20 protein-coding genes are annotated in these 20,013 nt (G+C 41.3%); 18 read left to right on the forward strand and 2 right to left on the reverse strand.

Features of this window, described 5'->3' with window-relative positions; genetic code table 11:
• The first annotated feature begins 216 nt into the window (after positions 1 to 216).
• The gene (rpmH, locus tag QP439_RS05640; protein ID WP_000831905.1) at positions 217 to 351 is read left to right on the forward strand and encodes a 50S ribosomal protein L34; all 135 of its coding nucleotides are present in this window, start codon (positions 217 to 219) and stop codon (positions 349 to 351) included.
• Positions 352 to 489: 138 nt separating this feature from the next.
• On the forward strand, positions 490 to 2,454 hold the full coding sequence (locus QP439_RS05645) for a peptide ABC transporter substrate-binding protein (RefSeq protein ID WP_285388543.1): 1,965 nt from the start codon (positions 490 to 492) through the stop codon (positions 2,452 to 2,454).
• A 286-nt stretch (positions 2,455 to 2,740) separates the two neighbouring features.
• Here QP439_RS05645 and kimA read toward each other — a convergent pair whose 3' ends face one another.
• Positions 2,741 to 4,585: a potassium transporter KimA gene (gene kimA / locus QP439_RS05650; protein WP_285388546.1), complete on the reverse strand. Its 1,845-nt coding sequence runs from the start codon at positions 4,583 to 4,585 to the stop codon at positions 2,741 to 2,743.
• Positions 4,586 to 4,741: 156 nt separating this feature from the next.
• Here kimA and QP439_RS05655 point away from each other — a divergent pair, with 156 nt between their 5' ends.
• The 16 genes from QP439_RS05655 (at position 4,742) to QP439_RS05730 (ending at position 18,895) form a co-directional block, all read left to right on the forward strand.
• Entirely contained in the window at positions 4,742 to 5,515 is a 774-nt protein-coding gene (locus tag QP439_RS05655) for a TatD family hydrolase (RefSeq protein WP_203180733.1), read from the forward strand.
• On the forward strand, positions 5,515 to 6,081 hold the full coding sequence (gene rnmV / locus QP439_RS05660) for a ribonuclease M5 (RefSeq protein WP_285388551.1): 567 nt from the start codon (positions 5,515 to 5,517) through the stop codon (positions 6,079 to 6,081). The genes QP439_RS05655 and rnmV overlap by 1 nt, the downstream gene beginning before the upstream one ends.
• 65 nt (positions 6,082 to 6,146) lie before the next feature.
• Positions 6,147 to 7,019: a 16S rRNA (adenine(1518)-N(6)/adenine(1519)-N(6))-dimethyltransferase RsmA gene (gene rsmA / locus QP439_RS05665; RefSeq protein ID WP_020901983.1), complete on the forward strand. Its 873-nt coding sequence runs from the start codon at positions 6,147 to 6,149 to the stop codon at positions 7,017 to 7,019.
• 1 nt (position 7,020) lies between these two features.
• Positions 7,021 to 7,899 (forward strand): ribosome small subunit-dependent GTPase A, encoded by an 879-nt coding sequence (gene rsgA / locus QP439_RS05670; protein ID WP_285388556.1) that lies wholly within the window; start codon positions 7,021 to 7,023, stop codon positions 7,897 to 7,899.
• Positions 7,900 to 7,909: 10 nt separating this feature from the next.
• Positions 7,910 to 8,566, forward strand: a complete 657-nt coding sequence (gene rpe / locus QP439_RS05675; RefSeq protein WP_238096253.1) for a ribulose-phosphate 3-epimerase — start codon at positions 7,910 to 7,912, stop codon at positions 8,564 to 8,566.
• Positions 8,529 to 9,191, forward strand: coding sequence for a thiamine diphosphokinase (locus QP439_RS05680; protein WP_238096251.1), 663 nt, complete (start codon positions 8,529 to 8,531; stop codon positions 9,189 to 9,191). Before rpe ends, QP439_RS05680 begins: the two co-directional genes overlap by 38 nt.
• 1 nt (position 9,192) lies before the next feature.
• A complete protein-coding gene (locus QP439_RS05685) occupies positions 9,193 to 10,449 on the forward strand; it encodes a DNA recombination protein RmuC (protein ID WP_000444776.1) in 1,257 nt (418 codons plus the stop codon).
• Complete coding sequence (locus QP439_RS05690; protein ID WP_285388562.1) at positions 10,439 to 11,380, forward strand: 3'-5' exoribonuclease YhaM family protein; 942 nt, start codon at positions 10,439 to 10,441, stop codon at positions 11,378 to 11,380. Before QP439_RS05685 ends, QP439_RS05690 begins: the two co-directional genes overlap by 11 nt.
• A gap of 105 nt (positions 11,381 to 11,485) precedes the next feature.
• Positions 11,486 to 12,313: a pur operon repressor gene (purR, locus tag QP439_RS05695; protein ID WP_004238844.1), complete on the forward strand. Its 828-nt coding sequence runs from the start codon at positions 11,486 to 11,488 to the stop codon at positions 12,311 to 12,313.
• Between the two features lie 66 nt (positions 12,314 to 12,379).
• Positions 12,380 to 13,630 carry a diaminopimelate decarboxylase gene (locus QP439_RS05700; protein WP_084953028.1) on the forward strand — a complete coding sequence of 417 codons (1,251 nt, stop codon included), beginning with the start codon at positions 12,380 to 12,382 and terminating at the stop codon, positions 13,628 to 13,630.
• A 125-nt stretch (positions 13,631 to 13,755) separates the two neighbouring features.
• Positions 13,756 to 14,550, forward strand: a complete 795-nt coding sequence (pflA, locus tag QP439_RS05705; RefSeq protein WP_004255837.1) for a pyruvate formate-lyase-activating protein — start codon at positions 13,756 to 13,758, stop codon at positions 14,548 to 14,550.
• A gap of 320 nt (positions 14,551 to 14,870) precedes the next feature.
• Positions 14,871 to 15,581, forward strand: a complete 711-nt coding sequence (locus QP439_RS05710) for an ABC transporter ATP-binding protein (RefSeq protein WP_020901990.1) — start codon at positions 14,871 to 14,873, stop codon at positions 15,579 to 15,581.
• Position 15,582: 1 nt separating this feature from the next.
• On the forward strand, positions 15,583 to 16,368 hold the full coding sequence (locus QP439_RS05715) for an ABC transporter permease (protein WP_084952997.1): 786 nt from the start codon (positions 15,583 to 15,585) through the stop codon (positions 16,366 to 16,368).
• Between the two features lies 1 nt (position 16,369).
• Complete coding sequence (locus QP439_RS05720; protein ID WP_020901992.1) at positions 16,370 to 17,089, forward strand: ABC transporter permease; 720 nt, start codon at positions 16,370 to 16,372, stop codon at positions 17,087 to 17,089.
• Between the two features lie 61 nt (positions 17,090 to 17,150).
• Positions 17,151 to 17,837: a response regulator transcription factor gene (locus QP439_RS05725; RefSeq protein ID WP_020901993.1), complete on the forward strand. Its 687-nt coding sequence runs from the start codon at positions 17,151 to 17,153 to the stop codon at positions 17,835 to 17,837.
• Complete coding sequence (locus QP439_RS05730; protein ID WP_285388575.1) at positions 17,807 to 18,895, forward strand: sensor histidine kinase; 1,089 nt, start codon at positions 17,807 to 17,809, stop codon at positions 18,893 to 18,895. Before QP439_RS05725 ends, QP439_RS05730 begins: the two co-directional genes overlap by 31 nt.
• Positions 18,896 to 19,073: 178 nt before the next feature.
• Here the strand turns inward: QP439_RS05730 and yidC are convergent, their stop codons facing one another.
• Entirely contained in the window at positions 19,074 to 20,000 is a 927-nt protein-coding gene (yidC, locus tag QP439_RS05735; RefSeq protein WP_020901995.1) for a membrane protein insertase YidC, read from the reverse strand.
• Positions 20,001 to 20,013 lie beyond the last annotated feature (13 nt).

Consider the following 20,013-nt stretch of genomic DNA (forward strand, 5'->3'; position numbering starts at 1 on the left):
TAATTCCACCATAAAAATCCGTTTTAGACTAATTTCCACTTTGGTCAGGCAAGTGGAAGTTACTTTGAGAAGTTACCACATTTGAAAAAGCTAGAAACATTTGCCTAGAGCTATTGACAAAAGTGAAAGAATCAGATAGAATAGTAAAGTATGTTTAGTAACTGATCACTTTATAGCCGGCTAAACGAATACAAAATCTATGAGGAGGTATTCATCGTGAAACGTACTTATCAACCAAGTAAACTTCGTCGTGCGCGCAAACACGGATTCCGTAACCGTATGTCAACTAAAAACGGTCGTCGCGTATTGGCAGCTCGTCGTCGTAAAGGACGCAAAGTTTTGGCTGCATAATCCAAACGAACCATAACAAAAATCAGTAGGAACTCGAGTCTACTGATTTTTATTTTTGTAAAAAAGTTCAAAAAGGCTTTATATTTTTGCTCAAATAGTGTATAATATTTCACATACTGTAAAAAATGGAGAATAATCATGAAGAAATCAAAAGTTATGCTTTTTGGAGCTATGGCTTTGACAGCAGGTCTAGCTCTAGCGGCATGCGGGTCATCTCAATCAAGCAATGCAGACAAGACATACTCTTATATCTTTGTCAGCAACCCTGATACCTTGGATTACATTACCTCTACACGAGACTCTACATCTAGTATCACAACCAACTTGGTTGATGGTTTGTTGGAAAATGACCAGTATGGCAATCTCATCCCCTCTATGGCTGAGTCATGGACCGTGTCAAAAGATGGTTTGACTTACACTTATAAAATCCGTCAGGGAGCTAAATGGTACACTTCTGAAGGAGAAGAGTATGCGGATGTGACGGCTCATGATTTTGTGACTGGTCTCAAGTATGCGGCTGATAAAAAAGCTGAGAACTTGTACTTGGTTCAAGACTCTATCAAGGGACTAGCAGACTATGTTGAAGGGAAATCATCTGATTTTGCAACTGTTGGTGTTAAGGCAGTGGATGATTACACGCTACAATACACTCTCAACCAACCTGAGACTTATTGGAACTCTAAAACAACAGCAAGTATCCTTAGTCCTGTAAATGAAGCCTTCTTGAAGTCTCAGGGAGATGACTTTGGAAGTGTGACACCATCAAGTATCTTGTCAAATGGTCCTTACTTATTTAAATCATTCACATCCAAATCTTTGATTGAACTTGACAAAAACCCTAATTACTGGGATAAGGACAATGTTAAAATCGAGAAAGTGAAACTCTCTTTCTTTGACGGTTCTGACCAAGACAGCATTGCTAGAGGTTTCTTGGATGGTAACTATACAGATGGCCGTATCTTCCCAACAAGTTCAGTCTTTGCTGAACTCAAGAAGGGGAATGAGGACAAGATTACCTACACACCGCAAAACTCAGTTACTTTCTACTATCTTTTCAACGTGAATCGTCAAAGTTACAAGCAGACTATGAAACAGTCTGATAAGGAAAAGACAGATTCACGCGCAGCTATGCAAAATAAAGATTTCCGTCAGGCTATCAATTTTGCCTTTGACCGTCATGCTTATGCAGCGCAGACAAATGGTGAAGATGGAGCAGACCGTATCTTGCGTAACACGGTTACACCAAGTAACTTTGTCCAAGTTGGCGATAAGAACTTCGGTGATATTGTTAATGAGAAAATTGTCAACTACGGTAAAGATTGGGCGAATATCGACCTAAACGATGGTAAGCAAGCCTTCTTGAATCCTGAAAAGGCCAAAGAGAAGTTTGCTAAGGCCAAAGAAAGTCTGCAAGCTCAGGGAGTAACTTTCCCAATTCATTTGGATATGCCAGTTGACCAGACTGCTAAGTTAGATGTGCAACAAGCTGGCTCTTTCAAACAAACAGTGGAAGAAACTCTTGGTAAGGAGAATGTGGTCATCGACGTTATCCAACTTTCTCCAGATGAAAAAGACCAAGCAACCTACTTTGCAGATACAGCAGAACAAAAAGACTACGATATTGACATTTCAGGATGGGGTGGAGACTACTCAGATCCTAAAACTTACCTAGATATCCTTAATCCAGAGACAGGTTCTCAGTTGAAAAACATGGGCTTGTCTGAAGGAAAAGACAAGGAAGTTAAGGACAAGATTGGTCTTGCTGACTACAAGAAACTCTTGGATCAGGCAGACGCAGAAATCACAGATACTCAAGCTCGCTATGAAAAATATGCTGAAGCCCAAGCTTGGTTGACAGATAGCGCCTTGTTCCTACCAGTTCAAAGCGGTGGAGCTAACCCAATCTTCCGTAAGACTGTACCGTTTACAGGACCATTCTCATTCGTTGGTCATAAAGGAAATGCAGATAACTACAAATATGTTGAATTGCAAAAAGAGCCAGTAACTGCTAAACAGTACCAAGAACTCTATGAAAAATGGCTGAAAGAAAAAGCTGAGTCAAATAAAAAAGCTCAGGAAGATTTAGTTAACCACATTCAATAATATTCCTAGTCATTCTTTTCAGTTAATACTCTTCGAAAATCTCTTCAAACCACGTCAGCGTTGCCTTACCGTATATATGTGACTGACTTCGTCAGTCTTATCTACAACCTCAAAACAGTGTTTTGAGCTGACTTCGTCAGTTTCATCTACAACCTCAAAGCAGTGCTTTGAGCAGCCTGCGGCTAGCTTCCTAGTTTGCTCTTTGATTTTCATTGAGTATAAGCATAGTGACTGGATTCAGAAAAAGGCCTTACCAGAGCTTCTTGCTTCTGGTAGGGCCTTTTCTTTATTCTTTTAAGTGATAGGAGTAGCTAGCGACAACGACGTCTTGGTGCCAACGAAGGGCGTATTTGAGTTTGAGACTCATCTGATTGTGCAGGATATTTTGCCAAGGTTTATTGGGTATAAACTGGGGAACGAGGACAGTGACTGTATAGTTCTTTTTCTGGGCATCCTCAGAGATTCGTTTGACATACTTGACAGTAGGCGTGATGATGTCGCGGTAGCTGGTCTTGATGTTCTTCAGAGTAATGGTTGGGAAGTAATCGGCAAATTCTTGGAGAATTTCTTGGTCTTTCTCTGCTGTTTCCTTAGTAGAAATGTGCATGGCTAGGACTTCATCTCCGATACTTTGAGCGTAGTTAATGGCTCCAATGCTGACGCAGGTGACATTTCCTACTAGGACGAGAACTAGATTGCCGTCGTAGGTACGTTTTTCGATGCCTTCATAGAGTCGCAGTTGTTGGGCCACTTTTTGGTAATGACTGTGAATCGCCAAGAAGAGTAGAGTGAGTACGAGAATAATCGGGAAGAAAGGCCAGATATCACTGAGACGGAAAAAGAGCAAGATTAGCACAATCGCGTAGCAAATGATAGCTCCAAGGATATCAGCAAGAGCAGGTTTTAAGAAATTTGCTCCTTTTTCCCTTTTCCAATGGCGAATCATCCCAGTCTGAGATAGGGCGAAGGGAACGAAGACCCCGATAGTATAAAGGGGAATCAAACGTTCGGTATTACCATTAAAAATGAGAAGAAGAATCATAGCCCCAAATGCCAGAGTTAAAATTCCATTAGAGTAGCCTAGGCGGTCTCCTTTTTCCATAAAGAGATGGGGCATGTATTTGTTTTTAGCCATATTGTAAGCCAGCATAGGGAAAGCCGAAAAGCCAGTATTTGCAGCTACGGCCAAAATCAAGGCTGTGGAGAATTGGAAGACATAATACCCAAGGTGGCCTAAGAAGGAAGTGCCAAGGATGCCTTGAGCCATCTGTGAAAGAATAGTTTCTCCGTGTTGAGGCAGAATCCCCATCCAGTAGTTTAGGAAGGTGATACCAGCAAAAAGAAAACCTAAAATTAGTGACATGATGGTCAAGGTTTGAGCGGCATTCTTTTCTTTTGGAGCCTTGAAAAAGGGAACGGCATTTGAAATAGCTTCAACCCCTGTCAGAGAGGCAGATCCGCTGGTAAAAGCTCTTAGAATGAGAACGATAGACAGGCTTGGAACAGCATGCCCAATAGGTGAAGTAGCCTGATAGCTGAGAGAACCTGTCACTAGTTGAAAGATTCCATAGAGCAAGAGAAAGACAGTACTGATGATAAAGAGATAGACAGGAATCATCAGTGAGCTGGCAGATTCTTTTAAGCCCCGTAAGTTCAAGAGCATGAGCAAGCAAACCAGAAAAATGGAGATGTGGAGGTTGTAAGGGTGGAGAACAGGGAGAGCTGCTGTGATAGCGTCAGCTCCAGAAGCAACAGATACCGCTACGGTCAACATATAGTCAACCAGAAGACTGCCTCCAGCTATCAAGCCAAGTTGGGGAGATAGATTTTCTCGAGTAACCATATATGCCCCGCCCCCTTGAGGGTAGGCGTGGATGATTTGACGATAGGAAATGGTCAGGCTAGCTAGGAGCAGGAGGACAAAGAGGCCGATAGGAAGGCTCCACCATATAGCTAAAGGAGAGAGGCTAGCCAAGACGAGGACTACTTGCTCAGGTCCATAGGCGATGGAGGAGAGAGCGTCGCTTGATAACATGGCTAGCGCCTGCATTTTTCCTAGTAGTCCCCCTTCGCCTTCGGTTAAGGACTTAAGAGGACGACCGATAAAGGTCTGTTTTAATTTTGTAAACATGGCATTTTCCTTTTCTGAAAATTTCAATAAGTGCTATTATACTGCTTTGGAAAAATAGCGTCAAGAGACGACGATGGATTTTAGAATATTTTGTACAGATGAGGAGAGAGGTCAGTTTTTTGGTATAATAGAATATAGAAAACGAGGTTAGAAGAGATGATTTTTGATACACATACACACTTGAATGTAGAAGAATTTGCTGGTCGTGAGGCAGAAGAAATTACCTTGGCTGCTGAGATGGGTGTGACACAGATGAATATTGTTGGTTTTGATAAACCGACGATTGAGCGTGCCTTGGAGTTGGTAGATGAGTATGATCAGCTCTATGCGACTATCGGTTGGCATCCGACAGAAGCAGGGACTTACACGGAGGAGATTGAAGTCTACTTGCTTGATAAGCTCAAGCATCCCAAGGTAGTTGCCTTGGGTGAGATTGGTTTGGACTACCATTGGATGACAGCACCGAAAGAGGTGCAGGAGCAGGTTTTTCGCCGTCAGATTCAATTATCTAAGGACTTGGATTTGCCTTTTGTTGTCCATACTCGTGATGCGCTGGAAGATACCTATGAGATTATCAAAAGTGAGGGCGTTGGTCCTCGTGGTGGGATTATGCACTCATTTTCAGGGACGCTTGAGTGGGCAGAGAAGTTTGTCGCGCTTGGCATGACTATTTCCTTCTCAGGAGTGGTGACTTTTAAGAAAGCAACTGACATCCAAGAAGCAGCTAAAGAGTTACCTTTGGACAAGATTTTGGTGGAAACGGATGCTCCCTACTTGGCTCCTGTTCCTAAACGTGGTCGTGAAAATAAAACAGCCTACACTCGCTATGTAGTGGACTTTATCGCCGACTTACGTGGTATGACTACAGAAGAGCTAGCGGCGATAACAACCGCAAATGCAGAACGAATTTTTGGATTGGACAGCAAGTAATGAAAGAAAAAATATCCCAAGTTATCGTGGTAGAAGGCCGCGATGATACGGCCAATCTCAAACGTTACTTCGATGTAGAGACCTATGAAACCCGAGGTTCTGCCATTAATGATCAGGATATAGAGCGGATTCAGCGCTTGCACCAACGTCATGGAGTCATTGTCTTTACAGATCCAGATTTTAATGGGGAGCGGATTCGCCGCATGATTATGACGGCCATTCCAACAGTTCAGCATGCCTTCCTCAAACGAGATGAAGCTGTTCCCAAGTCCAAAACCAAGGGGCGTTCTCTGGGAATTGAACATGCTAGCTATGAAGACCTGAAAACAGCTCTAGCTCAGGTGACAGAACAATTTGAACATGAGAGTCAGTTTGATATCAGTCGTAGCGACTTGATTCGCCTTGGTTTTCTAGCAGGGGCAGATAGCCGTAAACGCAGAGAATATCTGGGAGAGGCTCTCCGAATCGGCTATTCTAACGGCAAGCAACTCCTCAAGCGCTTAGAGTTGTTTGGGATTACCTTGGCAGAAGTGGAAGAAGCTATGAAATCTTATGAGAATAGCTAAGCAGACCCCAAATACAAGGGGAATGTGTTACAATAGAAGTAACAGATAGATAGAAAAGAGAATAGATGAGAATTGCAGATTATAGCGTGACCAAGGCAGTGCTAGAGCGTCACGGTTTTACCTTTAAAAAATCCTTTGGGCAAAATTTCCTGACGGATACTAATATCCTTCAAAAGATCGTGGATACGGCTGAAATTGATGACCAGGTCAATGTTATCGAAATCGGGCCAGGGATTGGTGCCTTGACGGAGTTTTTGGCTGAGCGTGCGGCTCAAGTCATGGCCTTTGAGATTGACCACCGTTTGGTACCGATTTTAGCAGATACCTTGCGTGATTTTGACAATGTGACCGTAGTCAACGAGGATATTCTTAAGGTTGATTTGGCGCAACATATCCAGAATTTCAAAAATCCTGATTTGCCAATTAAGGTAGTGGCTAACTTGCCATACTACATTACGACGCCTATTCTCATGCACTTGATTGAAAGTGGCATTCCTTTTAGTGAGTTTGTGGTCATGATGCAAAAAGAAGTGGCAGACCGCATTTCAGCCCAGCCAAACACCAAGGCCTACGGTAGCTTGTCGATCGCGGTGCAGTATTATATGACAGCCAAGGTTGCCTTTATCGTGCCTCGTACGGTCTTTGTGCCAGCGCCAAATGTGGACTCAGCTATTTTGAAAATGGTGCGCCGTCCAGAACCAGCTGTAGCAGTGGAAGACGAGAACTTCTTCTTTAAGGTTGCCAAGGCAAGTTTCACCCATCGCCGCAAGACCTTGTGGAATAACTTGACAGGTTACTTTGGCAAGACTGAAGAGGTCAAGGACAAGCTGACCAAGGCTTTGGATCAGGCAGGCTTGTCACCAAGTGTGCGTGGGGAAGCTCTCAGCTTGGCAGAATTTGCCAGTCTAGCAGACGCGCTTAAAGGGCAAGGACTCTAAGATGCAGGGACAAATTATTAAAGCCTTGGCAGGCTTCTACTATGTAGAGAGTGATGGCCAGGTCTATCAAACACGCGCGCGTGGAAATTTCCGTAAAAAAGGCCATACTCCTTACGTTGGGGACTGGGTAGATTTCTCTGCCGAGGAAAATTCAGAAGGCTATATTCTCAAGATTCACGAACGGAAAAACAGTCTGGTCCGTCCGCCCATTGTCAATATTGACCAAGCTGTGGTAATTATGTCCGTCAAGGAACCTGATTTTAACAGCAATTTGCTGGATCGTTTCTTGGTTCTCTTGGAACACAAGGGTATCCATCCCATCGTCTATATTTCCAAAATGGATTTGTTGGAAGATAGAGGAGAACTGGATTTTTATGAACAGACTTATGGTGACATCGGCTATGATTTTGTGACCAGTAAAGAGGAACTCCTGCCTTTGTTAACAGGCAAGGTGACAGTCTTTATGGGGCAGACGGGCGTTGGGAAATCAACTCTTCTCAATAAAATCGCACCAGACCTTAATCTTGAAACAGGGGAAATTTCAGACAGTCTGGGTCGTGGGCGCCACACTACTCGAGCAGTTAGTTTTTACAACCTCAATGGGGGTAAAATCGCAGACACACCAGGTTTTTCATCGCTGGATTATGAAGTGTCAACGGCGGAAGACCTCAATCAGACCTTTCCAGAGATTGCTAGTGTTAGCCGAGACTGCAAATTCCGTACCTGTACCCATACCCATGAGCCGTCTTGTGCAGTCAAGCCAGCTGTCGAAGAGGGAGTTGTTGCAACCTTCCGTTTTGACAACTACCTGCAATTCCTTAGCGAAATTGAAAATCGCAGAGAAACCTATCAAAAGGTCAGCAAAAAAATTCCAAAATAAGGAGAAACCTATGTCTCAATACAAGATTGCTCCGTCAATTCTGGCAGCAGATTATGCCAACTTTGAACGTGAAATCAAACGTCTAGAAGCAACTGGGGCAGAGTATGCCCATATCGATATCATGGATGGTCATTTTGTACCGCAAATCAGTTTTGGTGCGGGTGTGGTCGAGAGTCTTCGTCCTCATAGCAAGATGGTCTTTGACTGCCATTTGATGGTCTCCAATCCTGAACATCATCTAGAGGACTTTGCGCGTGCAGGTGCGGATATTATCAGTATCCATGTAGAAGCAACGTCTCATATTCATGGTGCTCTCCAAAAAATTCGTTCACTCGGTGTCAAGCCATCAGTTGTTATCAATCCTGGTACACCAGTTGAAGCGATTAAGCATGTGCTTCATCTAGTTGACCAAGTCCTAGTCATGACAGTTAACCCTGGCTTCGGTGGTCAAGCCTTTCTACCAGAAACCATGGATAAGGTTCGTGAGTTGGTTGCCCTTCGTTATGAAAAAGGTTTGAACTTTGAGATTGAAGTGGATGGTGGGATTGATGACCAAACTATTGCTCAAGCCAAAGAAGCTGGTGCGACTGTTTTTGTAGCAGGTTCCTATGTCTTTAAGGGAGATGTCAATGAGCGAGTACAAACTCTCAGAAAACAACTGGACTAGGGTTGCAGTTTTTGCTGGCGGAGACCGTGGTCACTACCGGACGGACTTTGATTGCTTTGTCGGTGTGGATCGAGGCTCACTCTGGGTCTTGGAAGAAAACCTTCCTCTTACTCTAGCAGTTGGAGATTTTGATTCTGTCAGTGCAGAAGAGCGACAGGTGATTCAAAAACGTGCCCAGTATTTTGTCCAAGCTCAACCAGAAAAAGATGATACCGATTTGGAATTGGCTCTCTTGACCATCTTTGAACAAAATCCTCAGGCTCAGGTCACTATTTTCGGTGCTTTTGGTGGCCGTATTGACCATATGCTGGCCAATGTCTTTTTGCCTAGCAATACCAAGTTGGCTCCCCATATGCGTCAGATAGCGATTGAGGATGGGCAAAACTTGATTGCCTATTGTCCAGAAGGAACCAGTCAGCTAGAACCCCGTTCAGACTACGACTATCTAGCTTTTATGCCAGTTCGGGATAGCCAGCTGACCATTCTTGGTGCCAAGTATGAGTTGACAGAGGAAAATTTTTTCTTTAAAAAAGTGTACGCTTCTAACGAATATATAGATAGGGAAGTGTCGGTGACTTGCCCAGAAGGCTATGTGGTCGTGCTGCATAGCAAGGACAGGAGGTAGGATGGAAAGTTTACTTGTTCTGTTATTGATTGCCAACCTAGCTGGACTCTTTCTGATTTGGCAGAGGCAGGATAAACAGGAAAAACATCTCAGCAAGAGCTTGGAGGATCAGGCAGATCACTTGTCAGACCAGTTGGATTACCGCTTTGAACAAGCCAGACAAGCCAGTCAGTTGGATCAAAAAGACTTGGAAGTGGCTGTCAGCGACCGTTTGCAAGAAGTGCGAATTGAATTGCACCAAGGCTTGACTCAGGTACGTCAAGAAATGACTGAGAATCTCCTCCAAACCAGAGACAAGACCGACCAACGTCTCCAAGCCCTGCAGGAATCAAATGAGCAACGTTTGGAGCAAATGCGCCAGACAGTCGAGGAAAAACTAGAAAAGACCTTGCAGACGCGTTTACAAGCCTCCTTTGAGACAGTTTCCAAACAACTGGAGTCTGTCAATCGTGGCCTTGGAGAAATGCAGACAGTTGCCCGTGATGTTGGAGCTCTTAACAAGGTTCTCTCAGGAACCAAGACGAGAGGGATTCTGGGTGAATTGCAACTGGGGCAAATCATCGAAGACATCATGACACCTGCCCAGTACGAACGAGAATATGCAACGGTTGAAAACTCTAGTGAACGAGTGGAGTATGCCATCAAGTTGCCCGGACAGGGTGACCAGGAATATGTCTACTTACCGATTGACTCCAAGTTTCCACTGGCAGATTATTACCGCTTAGAAGAAGCCTATGAAGCGGGTGACAAGGACGAGATCGAACGCTGTCGTAAGTCGCTCCTAGCCAGCGTCAAACGCTTTGCCAAGGATATCAAGAGCAAGTACATAGCACCGCCTCGGACTACCAATTTTGGAGTTTTGTTTGTTCCGACAGAAGGTCTCTACTCAGAAATCGTCCGCAATCCGGTCTTCTTTGATGACTTGAGACGGGAAGAGCAGATTATTGTCGCAGGTCCAAGTACCCTATCAGCCCTGCTTAACTCTCTATCAGTTGGCTTCAAGACTCTCAATATCCAAAAGAGTGCTGACCATATTAGCAAGACTCTTGCCAGTGTTAAGACCGAGTTTGGCAAGTTTGGTGGCATTCTGGTCAAGGCACAAAAACACCTCCAACATGCCTCTGGCAATATTGATGAATTATTAAACCGTCGTACCACAGCTATCGAGCGGACGCTCCGTCACATTGAGTTGTCAGAAGGTGAGCCTGCGCTTGATCTACTCCATTTCCAAGAAGATGAGGAAGAATATGAAGATTAGTCACATGAAAAAAGATGAGCTATTTGAAGGCTTTTACCTAATCAAGTCAGCTGACCTGAGACAAACTCGCGCTGGGAAAAACTACCTAGCTTTTACCTTCCAAGATGATAGTGGCGAGATTGAAGGGAAGCTCTGGGATGCCCAACCTCATAACGTTGAGGCCTTTACCGCAGGTAAGGTTGTCCACATGAAAGGACGCCGAGAAGTTTATAACAATACCCCTCAAGTCAATCAAATTACCCTCCGCCTGCCTCAGCCTGGTGAACCCAATGATCCAGCTGATTTCAAGGTCAAGTCGCCAGTTGATGTCAAGGAAATCCGTGACTACATGTCGCAAATGATTTTCAAAATTGAAAATCCTGTTTGGCAACGAATTGTCCGAAATCTCTACACCAAGTATGATAAGGAATTTTACTCTTATCCAGCAGCCAAGACCAACCATCATGCCTTTGAAACGGGTTTGGCTTATCATACGGCAACCATGGTGCGTTTGGCAGATGCCATTAGCGAAATCTATCCTCAGCTCAATAAGAGCCTGCTCTATGCAGGGATTATGCTGCATGACTTGGCTAAGGTCATCGAGTTGACGGGACCAGACCAGACCGAGTACACAGTGCGAGGCAATCTTCTTGGGCATATCGCTCTGATTGATAGTGAAATTACCAAGACAGTGATGGAACTCGGTATCGATGATACCAAGGAAGAAGTCGTTCTGCTTCGTCACGTCATCCTTAGTCACCACGGCTTGCTTGAGTATGGAAGTCCAGTCCGTCCACGCATTATGGAAGCAGAGATTATCCATATGATTGATAATCTGGATGCAAGCATGATGATGATGTCAACAGCTCTTGCTTTGGTGGATGAAGGAGAGATGACCAATAAAATCTTCGCTATGGACAATCGTTCATTCTATAAACCAGATTTAGATTAATAATTTAAGAAAAATGAGCATTTTTTAGGATAAGAATGTTCGTTTTTTTATGTGAATATGGTATAATAGATAAAATATCAAAATTAAATGAAGTAGGAAATAGAAATGAAATTAAGAAGAAGTGATCGGATGGTTGTCATTTCCAACTATTTGATTAATAATCCTTATAAACTAACTAGTCTCAATACTTTTGCTGAAAAGTATGAATCTGCTAAATCATCCATCTCAGAGGATATCGTTATTATCAAACGCGCCTTTGAGGAAATTGAAATCGGTCATATCCAGACAGTAACTGGTGCTGGTGGTGGTGTCATTTTCACACCATCAATCTCAAGCCATGATGCCAAGGAAATGGTTGAGGACTTGCGTGCCAAGTTGTCAGAAAGTGACCGTATCTTGCCAGGTGGTTACATCTACCTATCTGATTTACTTAGCACACCAGCCATCTTGAAAAATATTGGCCGCATTATTGCCAAGAGCTTTATGGATCAAAAAATTGATGCGGTTATGACCGTAGCGACTAAGGGTGTTCCACTTGCAAATGCAGTTGCCAATGTCCTCAATGTTCCTTTTGTTATTGTGCGCCGTGACCTGAAAATTACCGAAGGTTCAACTGTCAGCGTCAACTATGTATCCGGTTCAAGTGGTGACCGTATCGAGAAAATGTTCCTTTCAAAACGTAGTCTCAAGGCAGGCAGCCGTGTCTTGATTGTGGATGACTTCTTGAAAGGCGGTGGAACTGTCAACGGGATGATCAGTCTCTTGCGTGAATTCGACTCAGAATTGGCAGGTGTAGCGGTCTTTGCGGACAATGCCCAAGAAGAACGTGAAAAGCAGTTTGACTACAAGTCACTCTTGAAGGTAACCAATATTGATGTCAAGAACCAAGCCATCGATGTTGAGGTTGGCAATATCTTTGACGAAGATAAATAAGAGATAGAACTAAAGGTTGGAACGATTGTCCCAGCCTTTCTTTGCAAATAGAATAGAAGGAAACTTATGAAAACACCATTTATCAATAAAGAAGACTTAGAAAAGATTGTTGCCGAGTTCCCGACTCCCTTTCACTTGTATGATGAGAAGGGAATTCGTGAGAAGGCAAGAGCCGTCAACCAAGCCTTTTCGTGGAACAAAGGCTTTAAGGAATATTTTGCAGTTAAGGCTACTCCAACACCAGCTATTTTGAAAATTCTCCAAGAGGAAGGCTGTGGTGTGGACTGCTCTAGTTATGTGGAGCTTTTGATGAGCCATAAACTGGATTTCCCTGGTTCTGAGATTATGTTCTCTTCAAACAACACGCCAGACAAGGAATACGCCTATGCGCGTGAATTGGGTGCGACCATTAACTTGGATGCATTTGAAGATATTGAACATCTAGAGCGAGCAGCAGGCATTCCAGAAATTATCTCTTGTCGTTACAATCCTGGAGGCGTTTTTGAGCTAGGAACAGATATTATGGATAATCCTGGAGAAGCCAAGTTTGGCATGACCAAGGACCAGCTCTTTGAAGCTTTTGCCATCTTGAAGGAAAAAGGAGCCAAGACTTTTGGGATTCACTCCTTCCTAGCGTCCAATACCGTGACCCATCTCTATTATCCAGAGTTGGCGCGTCAGCTTTTTGAATTGGCTGTTGAAATCAAGGAAAAGTTGGGTATTTCGCTAGACTTTATCAATCTTTCTGGCGGTATTGGTGTTAACTATCGTCCAGACCAGGAGCCGAACGATATCGCCTTGATTGGTGAGGGAGTTCGTAAGGTGTATGAAGAGGTCCTTACGCCAGCAGGTCTTGGTCAGGTCAAGATTTTCACTGAATTGGGTCGTTTTATGTTGGCACCTCATGGGGCTCTAGTCACAAGAGTCACTCATAAGAAGGAAACCTACCGTACCTATCTAGGTGTGGATGCATCAGCAGTCAACCTCATGCGTCCAGCCATGTACGGCGCCTACCACCATATTACCAATATGACTCATCCAGAAGGACCAGCTGAAGTAGTAGATGTGGTTGGTTCACTCTGTGAAAACAATGATAAATTTGCAGTGAATCGCGAACTGCCTCATACAGAAATCGGTGATTTGCTGGTAATTCATGATACAGGTGCCCACGGATTTTCAATGGGATACCAGTACAACGCCAAACTTCGTTCTGCGGAAATCCTCTATACCGAAGAAGGTAAAGCCCGTCAAATCCGCCGTGCGGAGCGCCCTGAGGACTATTTTGCAACCTTATATGGCTTTGATTTTGAAGAATAAAATGATAAGTAATTGAAAATGAAATTGAAAAACAGATTGCTTTCTAAAAAATAGGCAAAAATCTTGTTTTTCCTTCAAGTCGTGATATAATAAAACTATAAAACGTTTTCAAGGAAGGTAACGATATGTCTGAAGAAACAATTGATTATGGACAAGTGACAGGAATGGTGCATTCGACAGAAAGTTTTGGGGCGGTAGATGGCCCTGGTATTCGCTTTATTGTCTTTTTGCAGGGCTGTCACATGCGTTGCCAGTATTGCCACAACCCAGACACTTGGGCTATGGAGTCCAATAAATCACGTGAACGGACGGTAGATGATGTTTTGACAGAGGCCTTGCGCTACCGCGGTTTCTGGGGGAATAAGGGTGGGATTACAGTCAGTGGAGGGGAAGCCCTCTTGCAGATTGATTTCTTGATTGCCCTCTTTACCAAGGCTAAGGAACAAGGAATCCACTGTACCTTGGATACCTGTGCCCTTCCTTTCCGTAATAAACCACGTTACCTTGAGAAGTTTGACAAACTCATGGCTGTTACTGACTTGGTTCTCTTGGATATCAAGGAAATCAACGAAGAACAGCACAAAATTGTCACTAGCCAAACCAATAAAAATATCTTGGCCTGTGCCCAGTATCTATCAGATATCGGGAAACCTGTCTGGATTCGCCACGTGCTAGTTCCAGGTTTGACAGACAGAGATGATGACTTGATTGAACTTGGTAAGTTCGTCAAGACTCTCAAAAATGTGGATAAGTTTGAAATTCTACCATATCATACCATGGGTGAGTTCAAATGGCGTGAATTGGGAATTCCTTATTCGCTCGAAGGGGTTAAACCACCAACAGCAGACCGCGTCAAGAACGCTAAAAAACTCATGGATACCGAAAGTTACCAAGACTATATGAAACGTGTACATGGATAAAAAAGAAGCCTGATGGAAACATCGGGCTTTTAAATTTACACAAATATAGATAATTAAATGAAACAAAATTTTATACTCTTCGAAAATCTCTTCAAACCACGTCAGCGTCGCTTTGTCGTATATATGTGACTGACTTCGTCAGTCTTATCTACAACCTCAAAACCGTGTTTTGAGCAGCCTGCGGCTAGCTTCCTAGTTTGCTCTTTGATTTTCATTGAGTATTAAATCTTTTTTACTCTCTAAATTCTGAAAAAAATCCGAAAATGAGTGTATAAGATATAGTTACTTTTAGAAATATTAAATAGAATAGGAGAACATCTATGGAACAAAGTATTACCATTAAAAATTTATGTAAGTCGTATGGCCAAACTCAAATTTTAAAAGATATTTCTTTTGAAGCAAAAGCAGGTAAAGTGACTGCTTTCCTGGGTCCAAATGGAGCTGGTAAAAGTTCAACCTTACGTATTTTATTAGGATTAGACAAAGCAACATCTGGTCTTACCAAAATTGGAGATCAAACTTATAAGGAATTAAAATTTCCTCTAAAAACTGTAGGAGCTTCATTTGACAGTGTAGGTGCTCCTGATGATCGGACTGTTTATCAACATTTGAAAATTGTTGCTGCTAGTAATGGGATATCCAGTCAGCGAATTGAGCAAGTCTTGGATATGGTGGATATTAGTCATAAGAAAAAATCTAAAATTGGAAAATTATCATTAGGAGAAGGACAACGCTTGGGGATTGCAACAGCTCTATTAGGAAATCCTCAGTACCTGATATTGGATGAACCGACTAATGGGTTAGATCCAAGAGGAATTCGGTGGTTTAGAGAGTTTATAAAAAAACAAGCTCAAGAAGGAAAAACAGTCTTGCTATCATCTCATATATTATCGGAAGTGGAAGCAGTAACAGATGATGTGGTCATCATAAATAAAGGCAAAGTTCTTATAAAAGGGACTTTACAAGAAGTGATGAAAAATCTTTCTTCACTAGAGGAAGTCTTCTTTAGTTTAACAGAGGGAGGAAAGTGACATGGCACTTATTTACTCTCTTCATTCTGAAATATTGAAATTGCTTTATAGGAGAGCTACTCATGTTGTACTATTCTTGATACTGGTATTTCAAACGTTTTTAGCAAATATTGGTGCTTCTCAAATTGTTTCAGTTGGTATCCATGCTACACCAGAGACAAATCCAGAATTAGCAGAAGCTATACCTCCTATTGAATTTTTAGGTTTTGATGTCACTTTATTTGGTGTTTTTATTATGATTATCCTAGGCTCAATTTACGGAGCCGAGGAGTATAAATGCTCTGCTATTCGTACAAGTCTCCTCTCTATTACAAATCGAAGTACTTTCCTAGTTTCAAAAACATTAGTTTGGCTTGTATTTTCTTTTTTCATTTCCTTTCTATCAATATTCCTTACGATTAACATGACACATTATGTTTTAGGACAAGATGGCTTATTGCTTTTTTCACTAAATGGAACAGTTTGGTTCTATATATTTTTAGCCAGTATAGCTTGGACTTTGTTGGGACTTCTAGCCTATATTATGGCTTTGACATTTAAAACAGCCATTGTTCCTCTATTATTTTTGCTTCCTCAAGTCTACAATTTAGGAACATTCTTAGCAAACTATATATCGGTTGCAAAATTTCTTCCAGTTGCATTGGGGCAAGGATTGATTGCTACATCTCCTCAAATTTTAGAATATAATAGTTTACAAAATATTTTACTTTTACTTTGTTGGAACTTCTCATTCTTGGCTTTAGCAATCTACCGCTTACTTAAGTCAGATATTGGAGGAGGTGAATAAGTTGAAAGAGCAACTTAAAAGTGAGTATCTCAAGTTTATTATGAATCCGTGGCACTGGTTGATTATAGGTGCTCTATTACTGTGTGTTCCAGCGTTAGTTATTTTTTTAAATAATAAGCCAGACCAGTTGACCCTACAGTTTGTTTTGGAACAGCTACTGCAAAGTCTCTATTTAGGACAGGCGGGTTTCATTAGTCTAGCTGTTCTATTTATAGGTCAAGAATTTACAGGTTCTAGCCTTCGTACCAGTTTTCTTACATGTCCAAATCGTTTGATATTTATAATCTGTAAACTAGCTATTGTATTATGTATGGAAATTGTATTATTGGTTGCTGTAATATCATTATGCATACTAATCGCGCAAGGATACTACAATATCAATCTTTTGAGTAATATTAAACATGTTCTAACAATTCTATTTCCAGCTTGTATTTCTATTCTAACCTTCTCTCTTTTAAGTGGTATTTTTGTATTTATTTCCCAGTCTTTTATCTTAATTTTGGGAATAAGTTTATCCCTTTTATTGGGGTTGGGACAAATGTTATTACAATTCAGTTCTTTTTTTAGAAATTTACCATTACTGGCTAGTATGAATTGTTTTTATACCTATCCATTGTCTCTTTATTATCCAGTGTGGCAAGGCTTAGGGATACAAATAGTTTGGTTATTAATTGTTTTTCTATTTGCTACATTGATACTTATAGGAAAAAATGTACGCTAAAGACAGGGGATATCCTGTCTTTTTCTCAGTTAGTGCTATAATATATTCAGGAGGGTGAGTTATGGCTTATAAAATTTTGGTTGTAGATGATGATCTTGCTATTCTTCGCCTAATAAAAAAAGTACTAGAATATGAAAAATATGAAGTAGTCATACGAAATAAGATAGAAGAGATTGATCTTTGTGATTTTACAGGCTTTGACTTGATTCTATTAGATATTATGATGCCTGTTAGTGGTTTAGAAATCTGTCAGATGATTCGCGAGCAGATAACTGTTCCTATCTGTTTTATAACTGCCAAGGATATGGATGAAGACTTAGTAGCTGGAATCAATGCAGGTGCTGATGATTATATTATGAAGCCCTTTAGTATGCAAGAACTTTTAGCACGTGTTAAAATGCACTTGCGTCGTGAAGAACGGACTAAAGGAAATGTTCATCAAATAAAGATTGGGAAGCTTATACTATATACGGATAGTAAGGAACTATTTGTAAACGATGATAAGATTGCCTTGACAAGGAGGGAATTTGATATAGTGAATCTTTTAGCAAGCACCCCAAGTAGAATATACTCTATAGAGGAAATTTATAATTATCTATATCCACAAAGTTCCGAAGCTCTTTTACGTTCGGTTTCAGAGTATATTTATCAAATTCGTCAAAAGCTGAAACCTTATCAATTAAATCCAATTAAAACCTTGTATGGTGGAGGATATCAATGGGTAGAATCAAAAGTTTTAGACAATTAATTCGAGAAACCTGTTGGAGAATTATTTGGCAGTTTAGTCTTGGCTTACTAATGGCCTATCTTATTCCCTTAGCTTCAGTATCTATACAAATAAATGAAGATGGGAAACCTTTAAACAATAGTGGTGTTCTATCAATCTTTTTTAATGTGTCATCATGGATATACATTTGTGTTTTATTGATTATTCTAATAAGTTATCACATTGGAAAATTGTTGAAAAAACTGAGTTATGAAATGACTTTGATTTATGAAAATAGTATGTGGTTGGAGAAGGAATGTACAGAAAGTTTAACGGTTAAAGAATTTCGCGAGACAGGAAATCGGATTGTTGTGATGCAAGATAGAATTCGACAATTAATAGTTGATGAGAAACAGCAGAAAGAAGATTTGATGTTTCAGGTTTCAGCAGCTTCTCATGATTTAAAGACACCCTTAACCATTATTAGGGGAAATGTGGAATTTTTGCAGGCGATAACTGAAAACGACCAATCTCAAGAATGCTTAGCAGATATAGAAAGAGCTAGTCAACAGTTACTAGATTATTTCAATCAATTGATTCACTATTCTAAAACCTATTATGATGATGAGACAGGTTGGACGGAGTATTCCTCTTCAGATTTTATCAATGAATTAGAGAAAGAAGTCTCTTTTTTGATAAAAAATCAGATGAAGTTTTCTTTTGAACAAAATGTGAAAGGAACTGAAAACTATTATATAAATCCATCTCTTCTGATTCGTGCCATACAAAATATTTTAACAAATGCTTTGGAATACGCCGATAAACAGAATCCTAAAATTAAAATTAGAGTAGAGCAAGAGGGGAAGGAATTGAAAATAGGCATATGGAATAATGGCTCGGAATTTCCAGATGAAGTTTTAAATAATTTTGGAAAGCTCTTTTATCGTATGGATAAAGCTAGATCGGTTAAAGAGCAACATTATGGTATTGGACTTAGTTTTGTATGTAGAGTTGCAAAACTACACAAAGGCCGAGTTGAGCTTAGAAATAGAGACGCGGGAGCAGAAGTTTTAATAACTGTGAATTGTATTAAATCATAGTGATTTACTTGTTAATTTATGATTGAATAGTTTTTTATATGTGAGCTTTTAAACTATTTAACGTTTTCGATTAGTATAAGATGTAACGGTAGATAATAAAAACGAATGATGATATCTAGTTGATGAAAACTATTTATCATTCATTCGTTTTTTTAATTATTGGATAATTTACGTAGCCTTATCTCGAACGTTGTTTTCCAGCGTTGCGATTTTTATGTTTTTTCTTGCTTGTGATAGCAGTTGGTTGTCCAGGGGTAACGTCTTTTCGTCCACTTGGTGTAGAGAAAGTACTTGCTTTTGGTGGGTTCTTTGCCAGTTCTTCACGGACTTTTTTGCGAAGTTTTGGACGAACGATATAGTTGACGATAAACTGTTGGAGAATCATCATGAAACCACCGACAACCCAGTAAAGTGTGACACTGGCTGGTGAAATGAGGGAGAAGACAACAATCGTGATTGGGCTCACGTAAGCCATTTTCTTGATTTGTTCTCTTTGCGTTTCGTCTTCTACTCCGTGAAGTGAAAGGAGCGATTGAAGATAGTAAAGGACACCTGCGCAGGCAACCAAAATCATACTTGGAGAACCTAGAGGAATGCCTAGGTAGCTTGCTTGAGCAACCCCTTCAGTATGTTGGGCAGCAAAGTAGATAGCTGAGAAGAAAGGCATTTGAAGGAGGATAGGGAAACATCCTACACCACCAAACATGCTGATGCCGTGTTCTTTTTGAGCGGCAAAGAGAGCTTGTTGGGCTTCGAGTTTTTCTTCTTGAGTAGTCGCTTCCTTGAGACGTGTTTGGTGTGGCTCAAGGACGTGCTTGAGGGCGTTCATCTTTTCAGAGTGAAGCGTTGCCTTCCATGATTGGTAGATACCAAGTGGCAAGATAATCAAGCGCACGATAATGGTTACGATGATGATAGCGACACCAAAGCCTAGACCTTGATCAGTAGCGAAGTACTTGATAGCTTCAGCCATAGGCGCTCCGATAGTATTCCAAATAAATCCTATTGGCTTTCCTGTGGCTTTATCGACTCTAACACAGCCAGTCAAGACTAGCAACATAGCCACTCCCATAGCTGAGAGTGCAAAACGTTTAATAGATTTCACTGTTTTTATTCCT

The organism is Streptococcus sp. UMB1203 (assembly GCF_030217725.1).
In the GTDB taxonomy this organism is placed as follows: Bacteria; Bacillota; Bacilli; order Lactobacillales; family Streptococcaceae; genus Streptococcus.

Bases quoted from the DNA above. Each gene is read 5' to 3' on its own strand.
- QP439_RS05645 (WP_285388543.1), top strand. From the start codon at position 490: ATGAAGAAATCAAAAGTTATGCTTTTTGGAGCTATGGCTTTGACAGCA.
- kimA (WP_285388546.1), bottom strand. From the start codon at position 4,585: ATGTTTACAAAATTAAAACAGACCTTTATCGGTCGTCCTCTTAAGTCC.
- QP439_RS05655 (WP_203180733.1), top strand. From the start codon at position 4,742: ATGATTTTTGATACACATACACACTTGAATGTAGAAGAATTTGCTGGT.
- rnmV (WP_285388551.1), top strand. From the start codon at position 5,515: ATGAAAGAAAAAATATCCCAAGTTATCGTGGTAGAAGGCCGCGATGAT.
- rsmA (WP_020901983.1), top strand. From the start codon at position 6,147: ATGAGAATTGCAGATTATAGCGTGACCAAGGCAGTGCTAGAGCGTCAC.
- rsgA (WP_285388556.1), top strand. From the start codon at position 7,021: ATGCAGGGACAAATTATTAAAGCCTTGGCAGGCTTCTACTATGTAGAG.
- rpe (WP_238096253.1), top strand. From the start codon at position 7,910: ATGTCTCAATACAAGATTGCTCCGTCAATTCTGGCAGCAGATTATGCC.
- QP439_RS05680 (WP_238096251.1), top strand. From the start codon at position 8,529: ATGAGCGAGTACAAACTCTCAGAAAACAACTGGACTAGGGTTGCAGTT.
- QP439_RS05685 (WP_000444776.1), top strand. From the start codon at position 9,193: ATGGAAAGTTTACTTGTTCTGTTATTGATTGCCAACCTAGCTGGACTC.
- QP439_RS05690 (WP_285388562.1), top strand. From the start codon at position 10,439: ATGAAGATTAGTCACATGAAAAAAGATGAGCTATTTGAAGGCTTTTAC.
- purR (WP_004238844.1), top strand. From the start codon at position 11,486: ATGAAATTAAGAAGAAGTGATCGGATGGTTGTCATTTCCAACTATTTG.
- QP439_RS05700 (WP_084953028.1), top strand. From the start codon at position 12,380: ATGAAAACACCATTTATCAATAAAGAAGACTTAGAAAAGATTGTTGCC.
- pflA (WP_004255837.1), top strand. From the start codon at position 13,756: ATGTCTGAAGAAACAATTGATTATGGACAAGTGACAGGAATGGTGCAT.
- QP439_RS05710 (WP_020901990.1), top strand. From the start codon at position 14,871: ATGGAACAAAGTATTACCATTAAAAATTTATGTAAGTCGTATGGCCAA.
- QP439_RS05715 (WP_084952997.1), top strand. From the start codon at position 15,583: ATGGCACTTATTTACTCTCTTCATTCTGAAATATTGAAATTGCTTTAT.
- QP439_RS05725 (WP_020901993.1), top strand. From the start codon at position 17,151: ATGGCTTATAAAATTTTGGTTGTAGATGATGATCTTGCTATTCTTCGC.
- QP439_RS05730 (WP_285388575.1), top strand. From the start codon at position 17,807: ATGGGTAGAATCAAAAGTTTTAGACAATTAATTCGAGAAACCTGTTGG.